Consider the following 22,115-nt stretch of genomic DNA (forward strand, 5'->3'; position numbering starts at 1 on the left):
ACTCTGGAGCCGCAGGGCGGCAAAAACGTTGACGCGAGAGCGTGCAAACGTATAATCCGACGCAACCACTATGCGCCCTTAGCTCAGCTGGATAGAGCACCGGCCTTCTAAGCCGTAGGTCACAGGTTCGAATCCTGTAGGGCGTGCCATCCTTTCTTCATTCTGAAGTATCTCAAAGTCTACGAATCGCTTTCGAACCCGCATAGCAAGCTAATTATCGTTATCGTGACATCTATTAAGTTCTATTCCAAGCCGTATCAATTGCTGATGCCAGAATGAAGCGTGAAGAGGCTAAAATATTACTTGCAGTGGGTAACGATCCCGTAGAAGTGAAGCAGGCTAGAAATCTCATATTAAGTAACATCTTTGAAGTATTAGCGTTAGAGTGGCATGAACATAAGCGGATCAATTGGTCCCAAGGTTACGCTGAGGATATTCTCGAATACCTTCGAAAGGATGTTTTCCCCTTCATTAGTAAACTAGTGCAACTGGTTAAATAGACAGTGTTAATGGTCCGTAGTAGACTTCATTGGACGAATAAATAATAGGCTATGTCTAGGCTGATCCTCGAAATCCTGCACACCTCTGCAGGCTGACATAGCCGCCATTTTAGAGGGCGTGAGGTGGCGTGTGATTGATATAGTCTCTTATCTTGCTAAAAAGAAAAGTGAGGTCATTTCTCTTTATGAACTAGTTAATCTTCTTCAGGAGCAGTCTGGTGGGGCTACATTGCCCCAAATAGCTGAATGGCTTATCACTATACTGGTAAATGATCCGCAAGCACCCGATATGGGAATGCTTACTGTAGGGGGAGGATTTGAAAGCTTGTCTTATACATGGGGCGTGCAATCCGATTCTCCTCATCCATCACTTAATGCTTTATTGCTTGAAATATACAATCATCATGGTGTTTGGCCGGGGGAAATTCCATTTTGAAGAGATATAAAGAGATTAACGTCGAAATTTTTCATGGATATGGATTTAAACGTCAGGAGTTGGTCGATTATTTCTACTCTATAGGCAAAAGTGTGAATTTGGGAATCCCTCCAATGAATTTAGATGAACCAATGCCTACTGAAGATACTTCAACCCAAGAGAGTCTTTCTGACGAATTGAATAGAATTAAGGCGTTGCTTGATAAAGAAGAGACCAAGCAGCCATTAATGCTTGGAAAATATCGCGCTGACGACCCCTTGTTAATCGCCATTCAACTCCGTAATTTAGAATGGAATGCATATGATGAATATGACAGAAGCACAGCTCCAACAGCAGATTATTTAGTTGAAAAGCTTAAGCAGGACTATCAGATGTCCGATGCTCTGGCTAGAGCAATCGAGAAGGTAGCTTGCCCCATCACCCGAAAGTGACCCTACCCCCTTCTAGCATTGAGCCCTGATGGCCCTCAGGGCATTTTTACATTTATTTCCTGCATATTGGTATTAGCCCTTAGGGTCAAAGTCATCTTTAAGTTATCACCCTTAGGGTTCATATACACCTACCAACCATAATCCCTTATGGTAGCATTAAAAATGCCTAAAAATATGAGAGCATATACCTCGTAAACCGTAATAGACGCTACGAGGTAAATATGTCTCCGCCATTAATTAGATTCATTGAAGTTCAAAAGCGTACTGGTTATAGCAAAGCGTGGTTATATCGCCTTATGAGTGAGCAGCGATTCCCTGCTGCTATAAAAATTGGTTCTCATTCAATTGCTTTTATTGAAAGCGAAATTGACGAGTGGATTAACCAGAGCATCGCTGAATCTCGTGTTGAGGTGGGCTAATGAGCGTGTTCGAATCGCCAACAGCAGAACAGCGCCGTTCAATACTCATTGAATACAGCATCCAGTACGATCGCCGCATCCACATCCGCATCCGTGAGCGCGAATGCGCAGCTTTCATCAGCCTTTCCCGTTCCACCCGCTCCATAATGGAAAACAAAGGCCGCTTTCCTGCCCGTTGTCACTTAGGTCGCAATAGCTGTGCTTGGCTACTTTCTGATGTGCTCTGGTGGGTACGTAACCCGCCTGCTGTTGAAAACGTCAATAACCCACATAGCCGCAAATCGGCCTAACAAAATCAATGCGCAATTACTCGCAAATTCGTCTGATCAGCGAAAAGAATAAAACTTGCGAGTGTTTGCGACCAATTTATTGCAGCATCCCTAACGCTGTCGCGGCGGCTCTAAATAATTAGCTTATTGGAGCAATAGAAATGACTCAGAAAAAAATTACTGCTTTAACTGGTAGTGCCCAGACTCACGCTGAATTCAATGTGAAAGGAACCGGTGATAATGATTTCGCAAACATTGTGCCAGTGCTATCCGGCCAAATCGGTGGCAGACCTGCTAACACAATTAGTGCGAAAAATTTACACATCGCGCTGGGTGCAGGAAATGATTTCTCGACCTGGATAAAGCTGCGTATTGATGAGTATGGGTTTGTGCTAGGCCATGATTACGTTGTGTTTGATTCCTCAGATTTCAGGAATCATAGGTTAGATTTTGAAAAGAGTGACGGTGGATGGAAATCAAAGCGTGGTGGAGATCGTAGCAGTAAAGATTATTTGCTCTCTCTGGATATGGCTAAAGAAGTGGCAATGGTTGAGCGAAATGAACAGGGCCGTGCTGTTCGTCGTTACTTCATCCGCTGCGAGGAAGAGCTAAGCCGTTCGGCACCAGAAATCGCTGCACAGTTGCGCCAGCAGCTTCGCGCACGGATTACTGCCGCTAATTTATATAAGCCAATGTGTGCAGCTCTCGATGCAGCTCGTGCTGAGCAAGGCAAAGAGACGCAGGGGTATCGCCGTTGTGAAGTTCGGCAATGATCAGCAGGCGAAATCCGCTAAATGACGAATCTGCCCATTCCTGCACTAGTGACAGGTCAGGCACTTCTTCAATGTAGTGGAAGCTGGCCTGTTTCAGAGAGGCATGGGCAGACTGAATCAGTGATGTTAAGTCATCGCGTACAGACTCCGCTGAGTTTCCCAGGTAGAGAAACAGTTCAGGGCGCTCGGTTCTCGCGTCAATGTGCGTCAGATCCAGTTGTTCCAGCAGACGCTGCACCACAATTTGCATTCGGCTCATGCCTGACGTTTCATCATCCTCAACGGAAAGTCTGAGAGCAATATCGCCATCCACGGGCATTTCTCCCTCAAGCTTGAGCATTTTTAGCGCAGCGTTATCAACCGGAAAGATAGAAGCGTGTTCAGCCAGGCGCATCCATTCAGAAGCCCGGGATTTCCAATCTTTCTCGATGCCGATGTACGCAAGTTGCATAAAAAGACGCCAGGAACAGATAAGGTGGAAAACAATAAAACATAGTGAAACAACAGCAGAACATACCGCCACAGGCAGGGCCAATAATCGCCAGATAAGCAGGCTTAGAGTCAGCTGCTCACTCTCAAGCGTGAGAGCACTGAACATCAGCATAAGAAGGGTGGCAACAATACCCGCAACCGCCGTAAACAGACGAGGAAAGCGTGTCTCCGTTTTACCCGGATAGGAAAGCAGCGGCTTCCAGAAGTATTTCATTTACCGCACTCCCGCTTCAGGCAGTGAGGTCAACAGCAGGCAGCCACACTTCGCTTTGCAGCGGTCAGTAACAACGTTACGACCGTTCATGATCCAGGCAGGATGTCCTTCAACAGCAAAGGTTGCACCGTGCTGACTGCACTGTGCTTTGTCACCAGTCAGCATGACCGGTTTACCGTCGAACATTTCTCCGCTAGCTTCGGTAACGCAACCGCCCGGCGAAAGCCGGTCTCCCAAACGAATGACGCCATCCATGTGATTTCTTCCTTTTAACTTGTTATTCATTTCTGCGGGAATTCACTCACATCCCGGCCTTCATATCGCACTGCATGTGGGTCCAGCCCGTATATCCCGTCACCTCAGGCACGCGGGTTGGAAGATTCTGGAAGTTGGCGTAATACTGCTCCATTCTTACAGGCAAAATACGGGGATCGATATACAGGAGACCCCAGCGTGAAACGTTTTCTCCTTTGCCCGGACGAATAGCTTCCAGCCTGTCATGGTAAACTTTGCCTTTAAACGTATAGCTGTAATCAATCCCTTCCCCTCCCGGCATGATGCGCGGATCATCAAAAGGCAGGGAGGACATATACAGGTGCCCTTGTTTGGTTAATAGAAAACCCTGATCATTAACCACAGTCAGTGATTTGATGTTTTCGTATTCAGGAGAATCTGAACCCGCCTCATCGTCTTCACGTCCTTTCACGGTTGAATACATCCACGTACGGCCATAATCCCGTGAAATCGTCATTCCGGAAGAGTTCCACCAGGGAACAGCAATGTATCGTTCTGAGGCGTTAATGTAAGGGTGGGTAAAAATGCGGTAGAACTGTGAGGACACCTCACTGCGTATATCGCGCTGTTCATCCACGAACCAAAGCGCGCCCTCGCAGGCAAAACCATGCAACTCCAGCCAGCGGTGGTCGTCAAAGCGGTAAACTACTTGCACCGGCTTCTGCCTTTTCTTCAGCGGATTACCGCTGCAGCCACTCGTAGTTAAAACAATCAGGCCTACCAGCGCCGAAGCTGCATGCTTATTAAGACCGAATTTAAGCATCAGAGACCGGCCTTCATATCGCACTGCATGTGGGTCCAGCCCGTATATCCCGTCACCTCAGGCACACGGGTCGGCAGGTTCTGGAAGTTGGCATAGTGCTTTGTAATGAGCTTAGGCAGAATCCTGGGATCAACGTAGAAGAGACCCCAGCGTGAAACGTTTTCTCCTTTGCCCGGACGAATAGCTTCCAGCCTGTCATGGTAAACTTTGCCTTTAAACGTATAGCTGTAATCAATCCCTTCCCCTCCCGGCATGATGCGCGGATCATCAAAAGGCAGGGAGGACATATACAGGTGCCCTTGTTTGGTTAGTAGAAAACCCTGATCATTAACCACAGTCAGTGATTTGATGTTTTCGTATTCAGGAGAATCTGAACCCGCCTCATCGTCTTCACGTCCTTTTATGTCAGAGGATATCCATGTCTGGCCATAGTCGCGGGAAACAGAGAAATGCGCAGAGTCCCAGCTCGGCACAGCAATGTAACGCTCAGAGGCGTTGATGTAGGGTTTAGTGAAGATGCGGTAGAACTGTGAGGACACCTCACTGCGTATATCGCGCTTTTCATCCACGAACCAAAGCGCGCCCTCGCAGGCAAAACCATGCAACTCCAGCCAGCGGTGGTCGTCAAAGCGGTACACTACCTGTACCGGCTTCTGTCGTTTTTTAAGCTGGACACCGCTGCATCCGCTCGCGTTTAGCACAGTCAGGATTGTAAGCGCCGTAAGGCCATACTTTTTTGCTGACCTTACCATGATGAAACTCCTGTTTTTTTAGCTCCGGGTACGTCTTGGTAGCTTGCTGCCTCAGGCATGTTCCACTGGTGTACCTCAACCTCCTTATCGTGTACCTCCGGATACCGAGCTGGCTTAACGCGCGTTTTCGGACCGTAATCATTTACCACGCCGAACTCTCCGGTGGGAAGAACGTCATCTGGTCGATTCATGAATTTCTTCGTTTCTTCTTGGTTAAGTTTGCCCGTTTTGTAATATGCCTTAGTCTCGCTATTAGGATTAAACTCGTGCCGCCAGTCAGCACGCTTGCGCAGGCTGAGCCAGAACGAGGGGTCTTCAAAGGCCATGCAGTTACCGATGGCCAAGTCGTAGGCCACTGCCTTTTCTTGCACGGTCGGGTCCATCACTATTGAAGAGTGCTGGCTGAACTTTACCGGGTCGCCGTATTTTTCCATCTCGTTAATTTCATCGTCCGTTTTGCGCCGCTTCAGCAGATAGCGCTGCGTTGCGCTGCCCACCACGCGACCGGATACAAACGCGGTGCCGTAGTGGCGGTTGACCTCGGCCAGCTCGGTCTCTGACAGCACCTGACCGGTGCGGTGCGGATAGGCAAATCTGATCGCTGGACGAAACTCGGTCACTTGCCAGGCGTTTTCATGCTCACGTGCGGAGTATTCAATATAGCGATCCTCCCCCCCGACACCGGTTTTGTACTTCATGTCCCCGCGGTTATCCTGCCCCATCAGGGTCAGCTCAATCACTTCGGGCAGGGCCTCAGCGTTTTCGGTCACGCCGCTTTTCATCGGATAGGCAGCGTTGGTTGGCCAGCCGTCATACTTAAAATCACCGGGACGGAAAGCGGGCTTTTCAAAAGGCGCGCCGGTCGGGGTGACACCCGTACTGTGGTGCTGGCAGAAGGCGCGCTGATACAGGTTGGGTATGCTGCCCGCGAAGGTATCAGGGATACCACGCCAGCCCATGCCCTGCACGTTGGACAGCGAAACGGTGCCGTCATCCGGGCAGAAGTAGTTATAGACCCGGCCGTAGTTATTGCGGCTGTAGCGGGGATCTCTGCTCGATGCGCGCCGGGGAGAATATTTCCACGCCACCATTCGGGTGCAGGCGGAGCCCGCCGCCACCGCAGTGCAGATACAGGCCCTTTTTCGCGCTTATCTGCAGCTCACCGTTGACGCTGGTAATCTGCATGTTCTGATCGGCAAGTGCCGCAAACTGCCCGCGTTGGGCCTGAAGGGTGATATCGCCAGATGCGGCAATCAGTTTGATGCCGATCCTGCGGACAAACGCGGAGATTCCCTGACCCGCTGCCAAGGAAAGGGCCTTAAATATGTTGACGCTGCCGTTGCTGCCAGCCGTGATCACCGCATCCTTACCGGCGGCCAGGTGGAGGCTCTCGGGCGTCGCCTGCGCAATGCCCGCTTCCCCCCAGGACAGGATGCCGGGCTTCGCCAGCCCGGATACAGCTTGCTGAAGCGCCTGCTGTGGTGCAGTGTCTACGCCCTCAGCGCCGGCACCGGTGGCAGCAGACTGCAGGCTGTAAGCAATACTGAGCGCCTGCTCCAGATGCGTGATGGTCTCAGCCATATCGAGCTGCTTTCCACGTGCGCCCGTCTGCGCCGAGGTTGTCAGGTAAATCCCCTCTGCGGCACGTACGGTGGCGTGATGGTCGGTACGCAGCTCTGCCCCTTCGCCGCGTTCTTTACGATCGGCATCGACCAGGTGGCCGAGGTTGAGCTGCGTTTTGCCGAACTCGGTTGATACCTTGACGTGCTCACTGCCTGCCGCATCCTCCATCCGGATCTTGTTCTTTCCCATCGTCCGGATAACGTTGCGCGTGCTGTTGAGGTCGTTCACCACGTCAGGATTGAGCGCATCGTGCAGGACGTGCGCAATATAGGGCCGCTCAGGATCGCCACCTTCAAACGCGATCGCCACCTCCATGTTGTCCAGCAGCGGGAAGTGCACGCCGAACTTATCACCTGCATAGATGCGGGCCAGACGGACAGGCATACTTTCCCTGCCTTTCTCCCAGCTATCGAGATCAAAACAGAACTTCACTCGATATCGTCCCTCACTGTCGGGACGGGCAAGGCGGTCGTTCATGACGGCTCCTGAGACGCGCGCGGGAACCGTCCCTGAGATAACCGGCCTCGGCAGGCGCTCTGGTCTGAAAGCGGCGCGCTCGCTGTAGGGAATGCCGCTGAGTTCAGCCTGATACCCAGCCGCTCGGCCTGCGCGGCAGATGCTCTCAAGAATGAGAAAACCGGGCACGAATGCTTCAGACTGCTCACCCACAATTTCAGCCACCATGCCTGGCTGCAGCGCGGGATCGTCAGCAATGGCTTCCAGACACGTCCGGCCGGATAAATGGCGCTCATGGCGGATGCGGGCATAGTGCCAGGATGTTTCCGCTTCACCGCCCTGCATGCTGCTCCACTGGTCTCCCGCGCTGTGCTGAATGTCAGCGTAGTGGTAATCCCTTCCTGTGGTGTAGGGGGCTTCGTCGCCCATGTCCGCGTCGTGTTCCGGAGGAATATACCTGCTCTGTCTATAGTCATAATCACGCGCACGTACTGATGCGGGTACGACAACTGAATGGCAACGCATCTGCCGGATTGTCAGGGTATCGCCCGTTAAACCCGCTTCTGGCAGCGATTGAATTTTCGTGCCACTAACATAGCCGGCCTGATGATCGCCAAACACGATCACGGTAATTTCTTCAGCGGTTTCGTGTTTACGAAAGCGGAACCAGATCCCGACTTCAGAAAGCAGACGCCGGATGAAGCACAGGTCACTTTCTCCCCACTGAACAATCATTTCACGGTCGGGGTAACTCCACTTCAGCAGGCTCATGTCAATCTCATAGCCTTGAAAACCGTGCGACTTCAGCACAGAGTTGACGAGCTCGGGAACGGACGTACGTTGATAGATAGCGTATCGGCGCGTGCTTGTCAGTAGGGCCAGAGGATGTTCCAGCATAACTTCATACGTCGATTCATCAGCGCTGGTTGAGATGCGGGAAAAGCGCGTGATTACCCCGTGAACTTTACGTAATGAGCTCCAGGGATCCTGGTCAGGCCGAAATCGGGACCAATTTTTGGAGGGAGCCCGCATCATAAATGCAGCGGGCTGCATCATGACTTTTTCAGGTGGAATGTCCTGAACGGACGAGGTGAAGCGGATGGTAAATCGATAAGGCTGGCTGAGGGATTCACGCCCTTCAAATGATTCGACGTCTGCAACCACTTCGTGGTTTTTAAAGACGAGAAGATAGCGGTTGAGCGAATTTAAATGGGCGGAATAGCCCGAACTCCCTGTCAGGGTCATAAATATCCTTATTGAAATGACACCACAAACAATAAGGATAAGTGTAAATAATTTACCTTTGTTAGTATACCGTAAAATTTGACTTAATTTTGGACCTAATATTTGGCGGGATTCCGGCAGTCGATTTCCTCGATGAACACCATCAAATGGCTGAACAGGGCCACAACCTCGACTGCGTCAAGTCGAAAGGCACGCATCCTGCTGTGTTGGGGAGATGAGCCGAGTCGGTGAATGAAATCGTCTGGTAAAAACTTAGCCTGACCATTCGCGATGAAGGTTCGGAAATGAGGGGGAACATCGAACCCGGAGCGCGACGGCAGGGCCACTGAAAAACGTTACCGCGAAAAGACTGGCGACAAGTGCGTAACGGTCGAGATGAACTATACGGACAATACGTCGTTCCCGTTATACTAGAGGGTGACTTACTTCCCATCCGCCACTTTCAGAAATGGTAATGCGCATCTGAAATTCAGGCGAGGCCAATTATTGCATCGAAGGGAAAATCGCGAGATGTGGTTGAGGGGTAAATAAGTCGTTGATAGCGCAATGTCGTGCGGACGGCTTGTATCCATTAGGCTGAGCATATTGAATAACGGAGGATGGTGCCGCAATGATGGAGGGCTCTGGAGATGATTAGGGAAGAGTTTAAGGTATTGCATGAGTGAAGAAGTGCATATTTAAATATTTTTCCATTGTATTAATTAACCTAAGGATGGATCGTTATGATTTTCGATAAAATAAAAAGACATGGTTTTTATATTATTCTATCTTCACTTTTAATAATCAATCCCTTTCTTGTTGAACAGCCATTATTATTCAAGAAGTCATTCTTATTAGTTCTTCTTTCTATTACGGTGGTGCTATCTTTATTTAATAAGGGTAAGATTGGAATTATTGTGCGATACTTTATCCACCTAAATAATGATGATGCCGCAAGGAAAATATCCGGTGGCATATCTTTATTTTCTTGGGTTTTATTGTCGCTTTCTTTATTCCTGTTAAATATGGACTGTGTATGGTTGGCAAGGTGGTTGTTCTTGCTTTTTATTATTACGGTAATAATTGGGGGAGCATTTGTTTTTTATGACCTCTGGCGTGTAAATGATATTATTATAAATAAATTTAAGCCATTGTTTTTCGGTGGTGTTCCTATGCTGTATTTTTTTACAAGTGCTTATGCATCAAGTTATTTTTTGCAATTTAGTAACATGGATATCAGTGAATCTCCCCTTCTGGAATTAGGATGGAAGTCAGCGTTTTTTGCGCTTTGGTTTTTTGTTATACTGCAACCAATTTCGTATGGTTTTTTCATGTATGTGTCAAATAAGTTCAAAGATCATAAGGCGACGAATGGTTTAGGGATTTTGTTACTCACATCATCTTTATCGCTTGCTGTATTGCATTGGGCTAATAACTTTTTAGTGGTTTCATTGGATTGGGCAACAAATAATGAATGGCACACTAATGCATCTTGTGGCTCTTTAAATATAAGCAATCCAACAGAGCGTTATTTTGGCTTTAATGCGGATAAATACACGGTCTATTTTTCCAATCGTGATGGGAACTGGGGTTTTGAAGAAATAAACTGTATTAAGGATGATAAAAATCAAGACGCCTTCAAGCGTGTGCTTGTAAGTCAATCAAAAATGCCTAAATGGTTTAAAAAATAAGTTTTTTCATAGGTATCATCCAGAAATCACCTGCGGATTTACCTTTAAACCGTTTCAGTCTTTTTATGGGGGCTGCAACTAGTACTTTGTAGGGTTATGTCTAAACCCAAACCTCTTCTCCGCTTCCTCCAGCAGCTCAACTCCATCATCCCCGGTAATACCCAGATCAGCCTCCAGCCGGGTATGCTCAGTCATCACCGACTTAAGATCTCCGGAATACTCGCGTACAAACTCAATCACCTGTTCCAACGTAGGCTTCACACTAACCTCGCAGATTCATCCCCAGCCCCCAACGGCAAATCCTCCCCCAGCGTCCCCAGCAAATACTCAACAAAAACCCTTACCTTACTGTTCGCCGTCTGCTTCGTTGCGAACACCGCACTCACCGGCATCGATCCCACGGCAAACTCCCTTAACACCGGCACCAATGCCCCTGAAGCCAAATCCGGTCCCGCCAGCCAGGCCGGAAATTGCGTAATGCCCAATCCCGCCAGCGCAGCGGCACGCTGTTGCTCACCATCATTGCTCTGAAACCGCCCTTGAGGCATCAGCGTTAACGCTTTACCGTGCTCATCCACAAACCGCCATGGATGCATGCCGCGACCGGCATTAAATGCAATGCACTGATGCTCGCTCAGTTCAGCAGGGGAGGCGGGCACGCCATACTTCGCCAGATAATCCGGGCTCGCCACTGTGATCAGCGGGCTGTCGGCCAGCTTGCGCTGTGTTAACGCTGAATCCTGCAGTTCGCCGTGACGGATGGCGACATCGATATTCTCTTCAATCAAATCAACATGCCGCTCGGAGACGCGCAGTTCCACATTCAGCGCCGGGTAGCGTGCCAGCAGCGCGGGCAGTCGCGGCACGATGTAGAAACGGCCGAACACCGGTGCCACTGAGATACGCAGCGTGCCTGCCGGTTCATCTGCGCCATATTTGACGTTTAATTCAAGCTGGTCGAATTCATCGCGCAGGCGCAGCGCGCCGTCATAAAAGGTTCGGCCCGTGTCGGTTAAGACAATACCGCGTGAGGAGCGTTTCAGTAGCGGGTGATTGAACTGCTTCTCCAGCGCAGCGATCTGTTTGCTGACCGCAGATTGCCCGATACCGGCTTCTTTGGCGGCTGCGGAGAAACTGCCGCATTCGACCACGCGCAGAAACAGCCGGATAGCATCAAGTCGATCCATTCAGTAGTCCTGCTGGGAATAGTTGGTATTCCATTAAGCCAGCTAGTTGCGAAAATTGGAATGGCATAAGGTGGCTCCACACCCTTTTACCGGAGCAACTTATGAACAAGTCACAGCATCCCTTAACCGGTCACGATCAGTTGCAAGTGCAGCAATCACTGGCCGAACAGCATACGCATCGCGCGAACTTTACTGGCTCAATGCGTGCGTATTATGACGAGATGACTGCGGAAACACCGTTGGCAGCAGGTGTGCACTTAGAACACGTCTCAGATTCTGGCTGGTGGTTGCATCCGCAGGAGACGCGCACCGAACAGGTTATTGTGTTTATCCATGGCGGGGCGTATATGCTCGGCAGCGCGCAGGCTTATCGCGGATTCGCCAGCCAGCTGGCGGTGCGCACGGGCTATTCAACTTTTGTGCTGGACTATCCGTTGGCACCGGAATTTCCATTCCCGGCTGCGCCGGATAGAGTGACTGAGGTACTGAAGAGTCTCGTCGACAGCGGCATTGAACATATCGCGCTGGTGGGAGATTCTGCCGGTGCTGCGCTATCACTGGTGGCGCTGCAACATCCGCAGCTGGTTAAGAAAATCCGTGCTGCGGTGCTGTTTTCGCCGTGGACCGATCTGACCTTCAGCGGCGCTTCGTTTAACGATCCTAATACGCGTGATCCGATTTTCCAGCCATCGATCCTGCGCGATGCCGCTGAGGCTTATTTGCAGGACATATCGGCGGAAGATCAACGCGCCTCGCCGCTGTTTGCCCACTACAGCCAGTTACCACCACTGGTGATTCAGGTCGGCACTGAAGAACTGCTGCTGGATGACGCCACGCGCTTAGCGGCGCAATTAGCTGCGCAGGGCGGTGAAGTGCAGTTGGATATCTATCAGGGCATGCACCATGTATTTCAGCGGGACATCCGCCTGGATGCCGCACGTCACGCACTGGATATCGCCGCCAGTTTTATTCGCCAGCATCAGTAACACTTCGCAAGCCCGGCCAGAGATTTTCGCAACGCAGGCCGGGCACAAAACCCCTCCTCACATCCCCCATCACATTTATTTTAGCAACCGCTACATTCACCGATATAACCGTTAAGGGATCGTTTCCGGAGAGGGGTGGCTGGCGAGGCAATGGCGAGTCAATTGGCGCTGATGCCTGACAGTTGACGGCGCACGTCAACTCACCCAGCCGCTCTACTTTATCGGTCAAGGCGCGGGACGGGGTGAAAAATGGAAAAGGTACTGATAGTTGATGATCATCCAATCACGCGATTAGCGCTCAAGCTAGTCATTGAACAAGACAATCGGGTAGTCGTAGGGGAAGTGGGCGATGGCATTCAGGCTATCCAGTGGGTGAAAAAACTGCAGCCGGATTTAGTGATTATTGATATCGACATTCCGGTGCTCAACGGTATCGATGTCATTAAGCGTGTGCGCCAGAGCGGGTACAAGAGGGGCATTTTGGTGCTCTCCGGCAAGGACAGCGAGAATTATATCCGTCGCTGTGCCACGGCGGGTGCCAACGGATTTATCAGTAAGTGCAAAGAGTTAACCGAGCTGAGAGATGCGATTCGCGCCATCAGCAAAGGATACGCCTTTTTCCCGATGAATTGTGCGCGTCAGGGCTTGCATCTTGAGGATGAAAACAGTGACCAGCGCAAGATTGACGAGCTGTCGCCAAAAGAGCTGGATGTGTTACGCCTGCTGGCGCGCGGTGAGAAGGTGGTGGATATCGCGCGAGGTATGAACATCAGCGATAAGACCGTCAGCACCTATAAAAGCCGTCTGATGTTGAAACTGGAGTTAAAGAATCTGGTGGATGTGCTTGATTTTGCCCAGCGGCATAATCTGGATTAAGGCGCAGCGGCAGTTTATGCGCTGAACTCTTCTGTCAGAAAGGTTTCGATAGCCTGATTCAACACATGCACGCAGCCTAGCGTTTCATCGAGCATCTGGCCGAGATGACGTTCATCGGCTGGGGCGCCACAGGCTTGCTCTAATTCGCGGCATTGATCGGCGATCGAGAGTGCGCCAATGATCTGCACCGATCCCGCCAGGCGATGCAGGCTGCGTTCCAGCGCGGGCCAGTCGCGATTGTCGTAACAGGCGCAGGCCACCTGCATATCCTGCAAGTTTTCATCGCGGGTGGCGTTGAGCAGGCGCTGCAACATTTCGTTGTCCTGATGAGCCAGTTCGCGCAGGGCGTTGAGATCGAGCAGGTGATTCAGCGCGACATGGCCGGGATAGGGCACAACAGTCGGGCGCGGCACTCTTTGCAGCAGTGCTTCCAGCTGCGGTAGGCGCAAAGGTTTGAACAGGCAGTCATCCATGCCCGCTTCCAGACAGCGCGATCGCTCTTCTGGCTGGGCGTTGGCGGTCAGTCCCATGATGGTGAGCGGTTCGCGCTGCTTCTTACGCAGTTCGCGCGTCAGGGTGAAGCCATCCATCACCGGCATGCTGCAATCGGTGATCACCAAATCAATCTGGTTTTCCTGCCACAGCCACAGCGCCTGTTCGCCATCCTCGGCTTCGATCACTTTGTGTCCAAGGCGAGTAAGCTGGCGTTTGAGTAGCAGGCGGTTGGCGGGATGATCATCCACCGTGAGGATGGTTAACGGCAGGCCGCAGGCATCTTGCTGGCGTATCGGTTCAACCGGCGCGCTGACCGCCTCTCGGCAATCCACCGGGATGCGCACGCAGATGCGGGTGCCGCGCCCCGGCTGGCTGTGCAGCGACAGGCTGCCCGCCATCATCGCCACCATCTGCTCGCAAATCGCCAATCCAAGGCCGGTGCCGCGCTGTTTTTTGCCCGATGCGGACTGTTCATAAGGATTGAATATCAGCTGCTGATCCTCTTCGCTGATGCCGATGCCGGTATCCTGCACCGTGAGTTCCAGCGTGGCGCGATCGCCTTCGCCCGGTTTGCTGCGCACCTGGACTTCCACCGTGCCGCGCTCGGTGAATTTGATGGCATTGCTGATCAGGTTGGAGAGGATTTGCCGCAGACGCATCGGGTCCAGTAGCAGTTCGTCCGGATGCAGTACGTCAACCTGATAGTGCAACAGCAATCCTTTCTGACGCGCCAGCCCTTCGAACACGCGCACTACCGGTTCGGCCAGCGTATCGAAGCGTACCCATTCCGGTGACAGTTCCAGCTTGCCCGATTCGATTTTTGCCATGTCGAGGATATCGCCAATCAGTCCCATCAGCGATTGCGCGGATTCATAGGCGACGCGCACCGACTCTTTATCGCACGGCTGTTGCAGACGATTGGCGACCGCCAGCTCCAGCAAGCCAATAATCGCGCTGATCGGTGTGCGGATTTCGTGGCTCATGGTGGCGAGGAAGGTACTTTTGGTGCGGTTGGCCTGCTCGGCGCGTTCGCTGGCCTGCAGCAGATCGCGGGTCAGCTGTTCATGTTCCGTCACGTCCTGCCAGCTGCAAATCATACCGGCGATGTTGCCGTGATTATCGCGAAACGCCACCGCCCGGTGGATAACATCACGCAGTTCGTGGCCGTTGTCGATTTGGCCGCGCTGCGGTGCCATCTCCAATGAGGTTTGCTCGGCCAGTGAGGACATTTGCGCCTTGCACAGGGCGTGCAACGGGTGCGCGCTGTCGCTGAGCGGCAGCTGGCTGATATTAGAGTGTGGATCGTTGAAGAACTGGCTCCAGGCCGGATTTTTGTTGGTCATTTCCCCTTTATGATTGATGACGTAGATCGGCACCGGCGTGCCATTGAACAGGGTGTTCTGGAAGGTGGCTTGCTCCTGCAACCGCGCCTGTGCCTCTTTGCGCTGACGCACCGCGCGATGCAGATGGTAGTTCCAGAACAGTGAGGTGATCACCAGCACTGCGAAGATCCCGGCCAGCCAGTAGAATTCGTGACGATAGGCCATCCAGGTATCGAGTTTGACATCGGGCGTGCCTTGCCATTTCATCGCCAGCAGCGAGATGTCGCGCGGCGGGATGGTTGCCAGCACCTTGTTCAGAATACTCAGCAACTCCGGGTTATCGCGTCCTACGGCAAAGGCGATTCGCGCCGGATTTTCCCCGAGGCGCGAGACAATTTGCAGCCGATTACTGAAGTAGCGATCGATCATATAGCGCGCGGCAATCAGGTTATTCACCGCGCTATCCACCCGGCCTTCGTTGACCATCTGCAATGCAATACTGGCGTTCTCAACGGTGATCAATTTGATGTGGGGAAAATTTTCCGTCAGCCAACTGGTGAGTTCATGCTGGGGTGTGATCGCCAGCGTGTCGGTGTCATTCAGTGATTTGGGCGCGCCCAGCGTGTTTTTGCTCACCAGCACATACGGCGGCAGCACATAAGGGTGAGAGAAAAGGGCGCGCGCTTCACGCTGCGGGCTGTGGGCCAGCGAGCCAACCAGCTCAACGTCATGGCGGCTCAGCTGGTCGATCATCGCGTTGACGGAGGAGGCCTCCACCATGGTGAAGTCGATGCCGGTGCGCAGATGAATCAAGCGCAGTAAGTCTGCGGTCATACCGTTAAATTTGTTGTACCGATCTTTCAGCGTGAAAGGCGCATCGAGCGGGTTCATCACCACGCGCAGCGTCTGGTGCTGAGCCAGCCAGCGTCGCTCACGGTCAGTGAGTTGCAGAGGCGGCGCCGCCATCATTGGTGGCATGCTTTGCACCCATTGATGGAAGATGGCTTTGTGCTGCTGCAAGGGAATGGCACTCAGCACCGCATTGACGCCCCGATACAGGGGTGAATTGCGAATGGGAAACACAAAGCGCGGTCCGGCATCGGTGGGTTCAAAAATGCGTATCACGGAAAGGGTTGAGGCGTAGTTGCGTTCAATCAGGTAGTTGGCGGTATTAAGGTTGCCAATGAAGTAGTCGTTTTCGCCAAAGGCTAATGACGCCAACGCACTGAGCGCAGAAGGATAGCGGGTGATTTTCGCTTCCGGATAGCGCGCCTCAATCCAGGCATCGCTCAGGTAGCCGCGCGGCATGGCGATCTGCATCGGGGAATTGTCATCACTCATTTCAGACATGATGTTATCGCGTGACACCATCGCAGGGTAATCCGAGGCAAACGGAGTACTTAGCAACAGCTCTGCACCAGTCGGTTCCGGACTGCCGGCACTGTCCACCAGTATATCCACCTTGCCTTGCTGCAAGGCATCGAGTGCGGCACTGCGACTGCTGTAATAGTGTGCGTTGATGTGCAAACCGAGGTAATGCAGGACCAGAGCCGTGTAGTCAGCGGAGATCCCTTCCAGCGTGTTGGCATCAATGATCATATCGAAAGGCGGATTTTCTGGCGCGTAGAGGGCGACGCTAACTTCGCGTTTTTCGCCCAGCCAGCGCCAGTCGTTGTCGGGCAGATCAAAGGTCAGCAGGACATTTTGTTCACGACTGACCAACTGCATGGTGCGCGGATCTTCAGCCCTGATTGGCTGACTCAGCAGGCAGAACATCAAACCCATCAGGCAGAGTAATTTAACCATGACGATGTCAGGCGATATTATTTCGTTTGGCAAACTCGTAAAGGCCGACCATATTTTGAATATCGAGCTTTTCCATTAATCGGCGTTTATAAGTGCTGACGGTTTTATCGCTGATCTTCATCCGTTGTGCCATTTCCACCACTTTCATGCCTTTGGATAAATACACCAGCACCTGCAATTCTTTACTGGAGAGATTAGCAATTTTATTTTTGTCTTCCTGAATATCATCCGGTAAACCCTGACGTCGACGATTTAAAGGAAAGAAGCCATATCCGGCATTAATCGCGCGAATGGCGTCGTGCAATTCGGTCATGTTATTGCGTTTGCTAATAAAGCCATCGGCACCGGCGGTGGCGCTGCGTTTGATGTAGTGGTCAACGTCTTTGCCAGTCAGCACCAGAATGCCGCCGCTGAAGCCGTTGTGGCGCAGCCTTTGCACCAGATCGATGCCGTTGTAAGAGGGCATATCGATATCCACGATGATCAAATCCGGTGACAGTTTTTTGGTTAAGGCTAATGCTTCAAACCCGTCATCCGTTTCGCCCACCACATTCATGTTGTCCGTTTCAAGCAGCAGTCTTAATGCCATCCGAACGACGGGATGGTCATCAACGATGAGAACTTCCTTCATATAGCTGTCCTGTTTATTGCGGTGAATGGAATATTAATAAGGATTGGTTTTATTGGTTAGCGGATTTTAAGAGTAAAGTTTAAATGGCGCAAATAATTATTTTGTAAGGTTTTCCTGATGCAATAAATATCATGACCTGACGTGTTATTTATCTATTTACTATGGTTTCTGCTCAGTTTTATATTTATGCGAAGAGTCGTTTAAAGTAAGTGAAGTTATTGGGCATTGAGCTGATGATTTCGCTATGTAAGTAGTAAGAACATTATCGCTGTAGATAAAGGTTAAGTTGAGCAGGTAGTGGTCTTAACGGGGCGAAACGAGGAATAAAGGTGTTTCGACGAAAAGGCGAAGTGTGGCTTTGTTTAGATTGGGTTTAATTTTCACCTGAAGGTAAAGTTACTTATGTGGCCCTAAGTGTAACGTCATGAAATGTCACTGCACTGATAGTCATCACAGTAAGTAATCTTGCATAAATAAAGGGATTTATGAAATTAACTTGCTGTTTTAATTGATTTAACTGGTGGTTTTCATTGTGGGTTTTAATCGGAAAATAAAGCGTCTTCACCTCTGCTTCCCAGATTGTGATTAATTCGATATTGAATGGTAATTGGCGATATTAATTAACGGTCTTTTCAACTAAAACATGACCCCGGTCATCTCGGTACAAATTAACAATATTAAACTGGGTTTTTGTTTTTATTCTCCTTTTTTCAGTTTATTGCCAACCGCACGGGGTGAAATATGACCGTTGTTCCTTTCCGTCCAGAGCCATCAGATTCATCTGATCTGCCCTTATATCAGCTCGAGAGTGCCAGGGCCTTTGCCCGCCTAAACAGTTCGCCCAGCGGATTGCAGAGCGAGGAGGCGCAGTCGCGTCTTGCGACCCACGGCCGCAACGTGCTGCCACAGAAAGCCGGGAAATCCATATTGATGCGTTTTCTGGCGCACTTTAAAGATGTGTTGATCTACATCCTGTTGGCGGCAGCGCTGATCACCGCGGTGATGGGCCATTGGGTGGATACCTTTGTCATTCTCGGCGTTGCTGTCATCAACGCACTGATTGGATTTATCCAGGAAAGTAACGCCGAGAAGTCATTGAAAAGCATTCAGAACATGCTCTCGAACGAAGCAATGGTATTGCGCGATGGACGGCAGATCACTGTGCCGACCGAAGAGCTGGTGGTCGGTGACGTGGTGCTGCTGCGGCCTGGCGACAAGATCCCTGCCGATCTGCGTTTGTTCGACGTGCACAATTTACGAGTGGAAGAAGCCATCCTCACCGGGGAATCCACGGTGGTATCCAAGTTGAGCGACGCGCTGGAGGGCGAAAAGTCGCTGGGCGATAGGCTGAATCTGGCTTATTCCGGTACCACGGTGAGTTCTGGCACTGCCGCAGGTGTGGTGATCGCCACCGGCGGGGATACCGAGTTGGGGCACATCAACGCGATGATCTCCTCCATCGAAGAGGCAAAAACCCCGCTGCTGGTGCAGATTGAAAAACTCGGTAAGGCGATTTTCTACATCATTCTGCTGATGATGGCCGCGCTGTTCGTGTTCGGTTATCTGCTGCGCGACATCCCGCTGGCGGAACTGCTGCTGGCAGTGATCAGCCTGGCGGTCGCGGCGGTGCCAGAGGGTTTACCGGCCATCATCTCGATAATTCTCTCACTAGGCGTGCAGTCAATGGCGCGCAATCACGCCATCATTCGTAAGCTGCCGACGGTAGAAACCCTCGGTGCCATGTCAGTGATCTGCTCGGATAAGACCGGCACGCTGACCATGAACGAAATGACGGTGAAAGCGCTGGTGCTGGCGAATAGTCACTGGCGTATCAGTGGCAATAGCTACGAGCCGAAAGGAGAGTTTCAGCTAGAGAGTGGACACCGCGATGAGGCACTGCTCAACGGCTTTTTACAGACGGTGGATATCTGCAACGAGAGCCAGTTGAGGCAGGATCAACAGGGCCATTGGGGGATTGTCGGTGGCCCCACCGAGGGTGCGCTCAAGGTGCTGGCGGCGAAAGCGGGCATCCATTCGGCAAGTGTGCAGGTGCTGAGCAAGCTGCCGTTTGATTCGGCCTACAAATATATGGCCGTGAGTTGCCTGATTGATGGCAAAGCGTGCCTGTTGCTGACCGGCGCACCGGATGTGTTGCTCGCGCTATGTCAGCAGCAGCAGGGCGCGCTGGGTGCCGAAGCGCTGGATCGCGACTACTGGAACGCCGCGATCACCACTTATGCCAGCGAAGGGCTGCGCACCGTGGCCGCGGCCTGGCGCTGGCTGCCGGAAGGCCAGCAGCAGATCGATCACGCCGATCTGCGCGAGGGCATGATGATGCTGGGTCTGGCGTGCATGATGGATCCGCCACGTCCCGAAGCGATTACCGCCATACGTGACTGCCAGCAGGCGGGGATTCGCGTCAAAATGATCACCGGCGATCACCCGGAAACAGCGATGGTCATCGGGCAGATGTTGGGGATCGGCAACAGTGACAGCGCCATCACCGGTTATCAGCTGGAGCACATGGACGATGCAGAACTGAGTAAAGCGGCGCGCGAGTACGATATTTTCGCGCGTACCAGCCCGGAACATAAGCTGCGTCTGGTGAAAGCGCTGGCGGAGAGCGGGGAGATCGTCGGCATGACCGGTGATGGCGTGAATGATGCGCCTGCGCTGAAACAGGCCAATGTCGGCATCGCCATGGGCATCAAAGGCACTGAAGTGACCAAAGAGTCGGCGGACATGATTCTGGCGGATGATAACTTCGCGACTATCGCGGCGGCGGTGAAAGAGGGGCGTCGTGTTTACGATAACCTGAAGAAAACTATCCTGTTTGTGATGCCGACCAACCTCGCGCAGGGGCTGTTGATCATCATCGCGATTCTAATGGGCAATCTATTGCCGCTGACACCGGTGCAGATTCTCTGGATGAATATGGCGACCTCGGCAACGCTCTCATTTGGACTGGCGTTTGAAGCCGCCGAGCGCAATATCATGCGTCGGCCGCCGCGTAATGTGCGCAGCCATGTGATGGACGGTTACGCCATCTGGCGAGTGGTTTTCGTCGGCCTGCTGATCTCGATTAGCGCCTTTGTGCTGGAAGCCTGGCTGCAGCCGCGCGGTTATTCGCCGGAGTTCATTCGTACCGTGCTGTTGCAGATGCTGGTCACTGCCCAGTGGGTGTATATGCTCAACTGCCGCAACAGCGATGGCTTCTCACTGGATGCTGGTTTGCTTAAAAACCGCGGTATCTGGCTGGTGACGCTGGTGCTGGTGGCGTTGCAGGCGATGATTATCTATCTGCCGCTGATGAACACGCTGTTTGGCACCGAGCCGCTGCCAATTAAATATTGGTTTATCTCGCTCGCGGTCAGCGCCGGGATTTTCGTGCTGGTGGAAATCGAGAAGCAACTGACGCGCGGCTGGCGCGTCGCCCGATAGCTCACTCTGGCTGGCGCAGTGCCAGCCAGACTTTTTTCAGCAGGAAGGTGAGGGGAATTGCCAGTATCGCGCCGGTCATACCGAGCAGCGCTTGCCAGAACAGGAAGGCGAGCAGTTGCACGGTCAGGGTGAGATTGAGGCGCTTGCCGAGCATCAGCGGCTCCAGCACCGAACTGAGCAGCAGGTTCAGCACCACAAAGAATCCCACCATCATCAGGCTGGTTTGGGTATCGAACAGGATAAAGGTCTGGATCACTGGCGGAATCGCCGCCAGAAACGACCCGAGCACCGGAATGTAGTTGAAGATAAACATCAGCACGCCCCATAAAAAGGCGAACTTCAATCCCAGCAGATGCGCAACGCCCCAGACAATCACGCCGCCCAGCAGGCCGGTCAACGTTTTCACTCGCGCGTAGACAATCACACTCTGAATCCCTTCTTCCAGTGCGATAAACAGTGCGGAGTGCTGTTTGCTGGCGCGCAGCGTGCGTTTCAGCAGCGGCAGTTCAATCAGCATAAACAGCAGCATCAGGAACACCATTAACCACCACGAAAGCAGGCCGGGGATTAACGACAGTTGCGTCGTGACAAAGCGCACCACGGCACCGGCATCGACAAAATTAAGCATCTCATCGGCGGTAAGCACGATGCCCATCTGACTCAGGGAAAGCGTCAGGTATTGCAGTTTGGCTGCTACCAGATTGGGTGCTTGTCGGCTCAGTTTGATCAGATCCGGAGCGGAGGCGCTCAGTGACATGATGGTGATAACGATCAGCAGCAGCAGGATGGCAATCACCAGCAGGGAAGAGAGCACGCGCGGAATACGATAGTGCGCCAGGCGGCTAATCAGCGGATCGAGCATCACGGCGAGGAAGATGGCCAGCAGCACCTGATTGATCAGCGGCGCGCCGAGCCGTAGTCCTAACAACACAATTGTCAGGCAAGCGAGTAAAAACAGGGCTTGTGCCAGTGGCGAGAGGGATTTTAACCAACCCTGGTGCATGGGTGCGATTCTCCAGTAATCGGCGGTTGCC

The 22,115-nt window shown here is 52.1% G+C and carries 18 protein-coding genes, 1 tRNA gene and 1 pseudogene; 10 read left to right on the plus strand and 10 right to left on the minus strand.

Translation table 11 applies throughout. The annotated features are described in order from the left end of the window. Positions 1–72 precede the first annotated feature (72 nt). From IAE30_RS11320 to IAE30_RS11345, 6 genes and pseudogenes are all read left to right on the plus strand, one after another. Positions 73–149, plus strand: a tRNA-Arg gene (locus IAE30_RS11320). A gap of 481 nt (positions 150–630) precedes the next feature. Beyond that, entirely contained in the window at positions 631–936 is a 306-nt protein-coding gene (locus IAE30_RS11325) for a hypothetical protein (protein WP_200679769.1), read from the plus strand. Then, positions 933–1,367 (plus strand): hypothetical protein, encoded by a 435-nt coding sequence (locus tag IAE30_RS11330; protein WP_200679679.1) that lies wholly within the window; start codon positions 933–935, stop codon positions 1,365–1,367. The genes IAE30_RS11325 and IAE30_RS11330 overlap by 4 nt, the downstream gene beginning before the upstream one ends. Positions 1,368–1,588: 221 nt before the next feature. Then, positions 1,589–1,786: an AlpA family transcriptional regulator gene (locus tag IAE30_RS11335; RefSeq protein ID WP_200679680.1), complete on the plus strand. Its 198-nt coding sequence runs from the start codon at positions 1,589–1,591 to the stop codon at positions 1,784–1,786. After that, a complete protein-coding gene (locus IAE30_RS11340; protein ID WP_200679681.1) occupies positions 1,786–2,076 on the plus strand; it encodes an AlpA family transcriptional regulator in 291 nt (96 codons plus the stop codon). The genes IAE30_RS11335 and IAE30_RS11340 overlap by 1 nt, the downstream gene beginning before the upstream one ends. Positions 2,077–2,216: 140 nt before the next feature. Then, positions 2,217–2,798 (plus strand): annotated as a pseudogene (locus IAE30_RS11345) (antA/AntB antirepressor family protein); the annotation flags it as partial. Here IAE30_RS11345 and IAE30_RS11350 read toward each other — a convergent pair. Genes IAE30_RS11350 through IAE30_RS11375 form a run of 6 tightly spaced genes read right to left on the minus strand, consistent with a single transcriptional unit; the run spans position 2,731 to position 8,667 of the window. Next, positions 2,731–3,534 (minus strand): hypothetical protein, encoded by an 804-nt coding sequence (locus IAE30_RS11350; RefSeq protein ID WP_200679683.1) that lies wholly within the window; start codon positions 3,532–3,534, stop codon positions 2,731–2,733. The pseudogene IAE30_RS11345 and the gene IAE30_RS11350 sit on opposite strands and share 68 nt — an antisense overlap. Then, positions 3,535–3,789 carry a PAAR domain-containing protein gene (locus IAE30_RS11355; RefSeq protein WP_200679685.1) on the minus strand — a complete coding sequence of 85 codons (255 nt, stop codon included), beginning with the start codon at positions 3,787–3,789 and terminating at the stop codon, positions 3,535–3,537. A gap of 46 nt (positions 3,790–3,835) precedes the next feature. Next, on the minus strand, positions 3,836–4,591 hold the full coding sequence (locus IAE30_RS11360) for a hypothetical protein (RefSeq protein ID WP_234472733.1): 756 nt from the start codon (positions 4,589–4,591) through the stop codon (positions 3,836–3,838). Further along, entirely contained in the window at positions 4,591–5,343 is a 753-nt protein-coding gene (locus IAE30_RS11365) for a hypothetical protein (protein WP_234472734.1), read from the minus strand. Before IAE30_RS11365 ends, IAE30_RS11360 begins: the two co-directional genes overlap by 1 nt. After that, positions 5,337–6,434 carry a DUF3274 domain-containing protein gene (locus IAE30_RS11370; protein ID WP_200679687.1) on the minus strand — a complete coding sequence of 366 codons (1,098 nt, stop codon included), beginning with the start codon at positions 6,432–6,434 and terminating at the stop codon, positions 5,337–5,339. Before IAE30_RS11370 ends, IAE30_RS11365 begins: the two co-directional genes overlap by 7 nt. Beyond that, a complete protein-coding gene (locus IAE30_RS11375; RefSeq protein WP_200679689.1) occupies positions 6,370–8,667 on the minus strand; it encodes a type VI secretion system Vgr family protein in 2,298 nt (765 codons plus the stop codon). Before IAE30_RS11375 ends, IAE30_RS11370 begins: the two co-directional genes overlap by 65 nt. Positions 8,668–9,389: 722 nt before the next feature. Between IAE30_RS11375 and IAE30_RS11380 the strand changes: the two genes are divergently transcribed. Then, on the plus strand, positions 9,390–10,337 hold the full coding sequence (locus IAE30_RS11380; protein WP_200679691.1) for a hypothetical protein: 948 nt from the start codon (positions 9,390–9,392) through the stop codon (positions 10,335–10,337). 257 nt (positions 10,338–10,594) lie between these two features. Here the strand turns inward: IAE30_RS11380 and IAE30_RS11390 are convergent, their stop codons facing one another. Then, entirely contained in the window at positions 10,595–11,524 is a 930-nt protein-coding gene (locus tag IAE30_RS11390) for a LysR family transcriptional regulator (RefSeq protein WP_200679697.1), read from the minus strand. Positions 11,525–11,625: 101 nt separating this feature from the next. Between IAE30_RS11390 and IAE30_RS11395 the strand changes: the two genes are divergently transcribed. Then, positions 11,626–12,510, plus strand: coding sequence for an alpha/beta hydrolase (locus IAE30_RS11395; protein ID WP_200679699.1), 885 nt, complete (start codon positions 11,626–11,628; stop codon positions 12,508–12,510). A gap of 249 nt (positions 12,511–12,759) precedes the next feature. Beyond that, positions 12,760–13,386: a response regulator gene (locus IAE30_RS11400; protein ID WP_200679709.1), complete on the plus strand. Its 627-nt coding sequence runs from the start codon at positions 12,760–12,762 to the stop codon at positions 13,384–13,386. 14 nt (positions 13,387–13,400) lie between these two features. On the opposite strand, the gene IAE30_RS11405 is transcribed toward IAE30_RS11400, so the two are convergent. Both IAE30_RS11405 and IAE30_RS11410 read right to left on the minus strand, forming a co-directional pair. Next, the gene (locus tag IAE30_RS11405) at positions 13,401–17,009 is read right to left on the minus strand and encodes a transporter substrate-binding domain-containing protein (RefSeq protein WP_200679711.1); all 3,609 of its coding nucleotides are present in this window, start codon (positions 17,007–17,009) and stop codon (positions 13,401–13,403) included. 7 nt (positions 17,010–17,016) lie between these two features. Continuing rightward, complete coding sequence (locus IAE30_RS11410; protein WP_045816367.1) at positions 17,017–17,640, minus strand: response regulator; 624 nt, start codon at positions 17,638–17,640, stop codon at positions 17,017–17,019. Between the two features lie 741 nt (positions 17,641–18,381). Here IAE30_RS11410 and IAE30_RS11415 point away from each other — a divergent pair. Next, positions 18,382–21,081, plus strand: a complete 2,700-nt coding sequence (locus IAE30_RS11415; RefSeq protein ID WP_200679713.1) for a cation-transporting P-type ATPase — start codon at positions 18,382–18,384, stop codon at positions 21,079–21,081. A 1-nt stretch (position 21,082) separates the two neighbouring features. Here the strand turns inward: IAE30_RS11415 and IAE30_RS11420 are convergent, their stop codons facing one another. Beyond that, positions 21,083–22,084 (minus strand): AI-2E family transporter, encoded by a 1,002-nt coding sequence (locus IAE30_RS11420; RefSeq protein WP_200538776.1) that lies wholly within the window; start codon positions 22,082–22,084, stop codon positions 21,083–21,085. Between the last annotated feature and the right edge of the window lie 31 nt (positions 22,085–22,115).

Origin of the sequence: Pantoea sp. S61 (assembly GCF_016625145.1) — a bacterium.
GTDB lineage: Bacteria > Pseudomonadota > Gammaproteobacteria > Enterobacterales > Enterobacteriaceae > Pantoea > Pantoea rwandensis_B.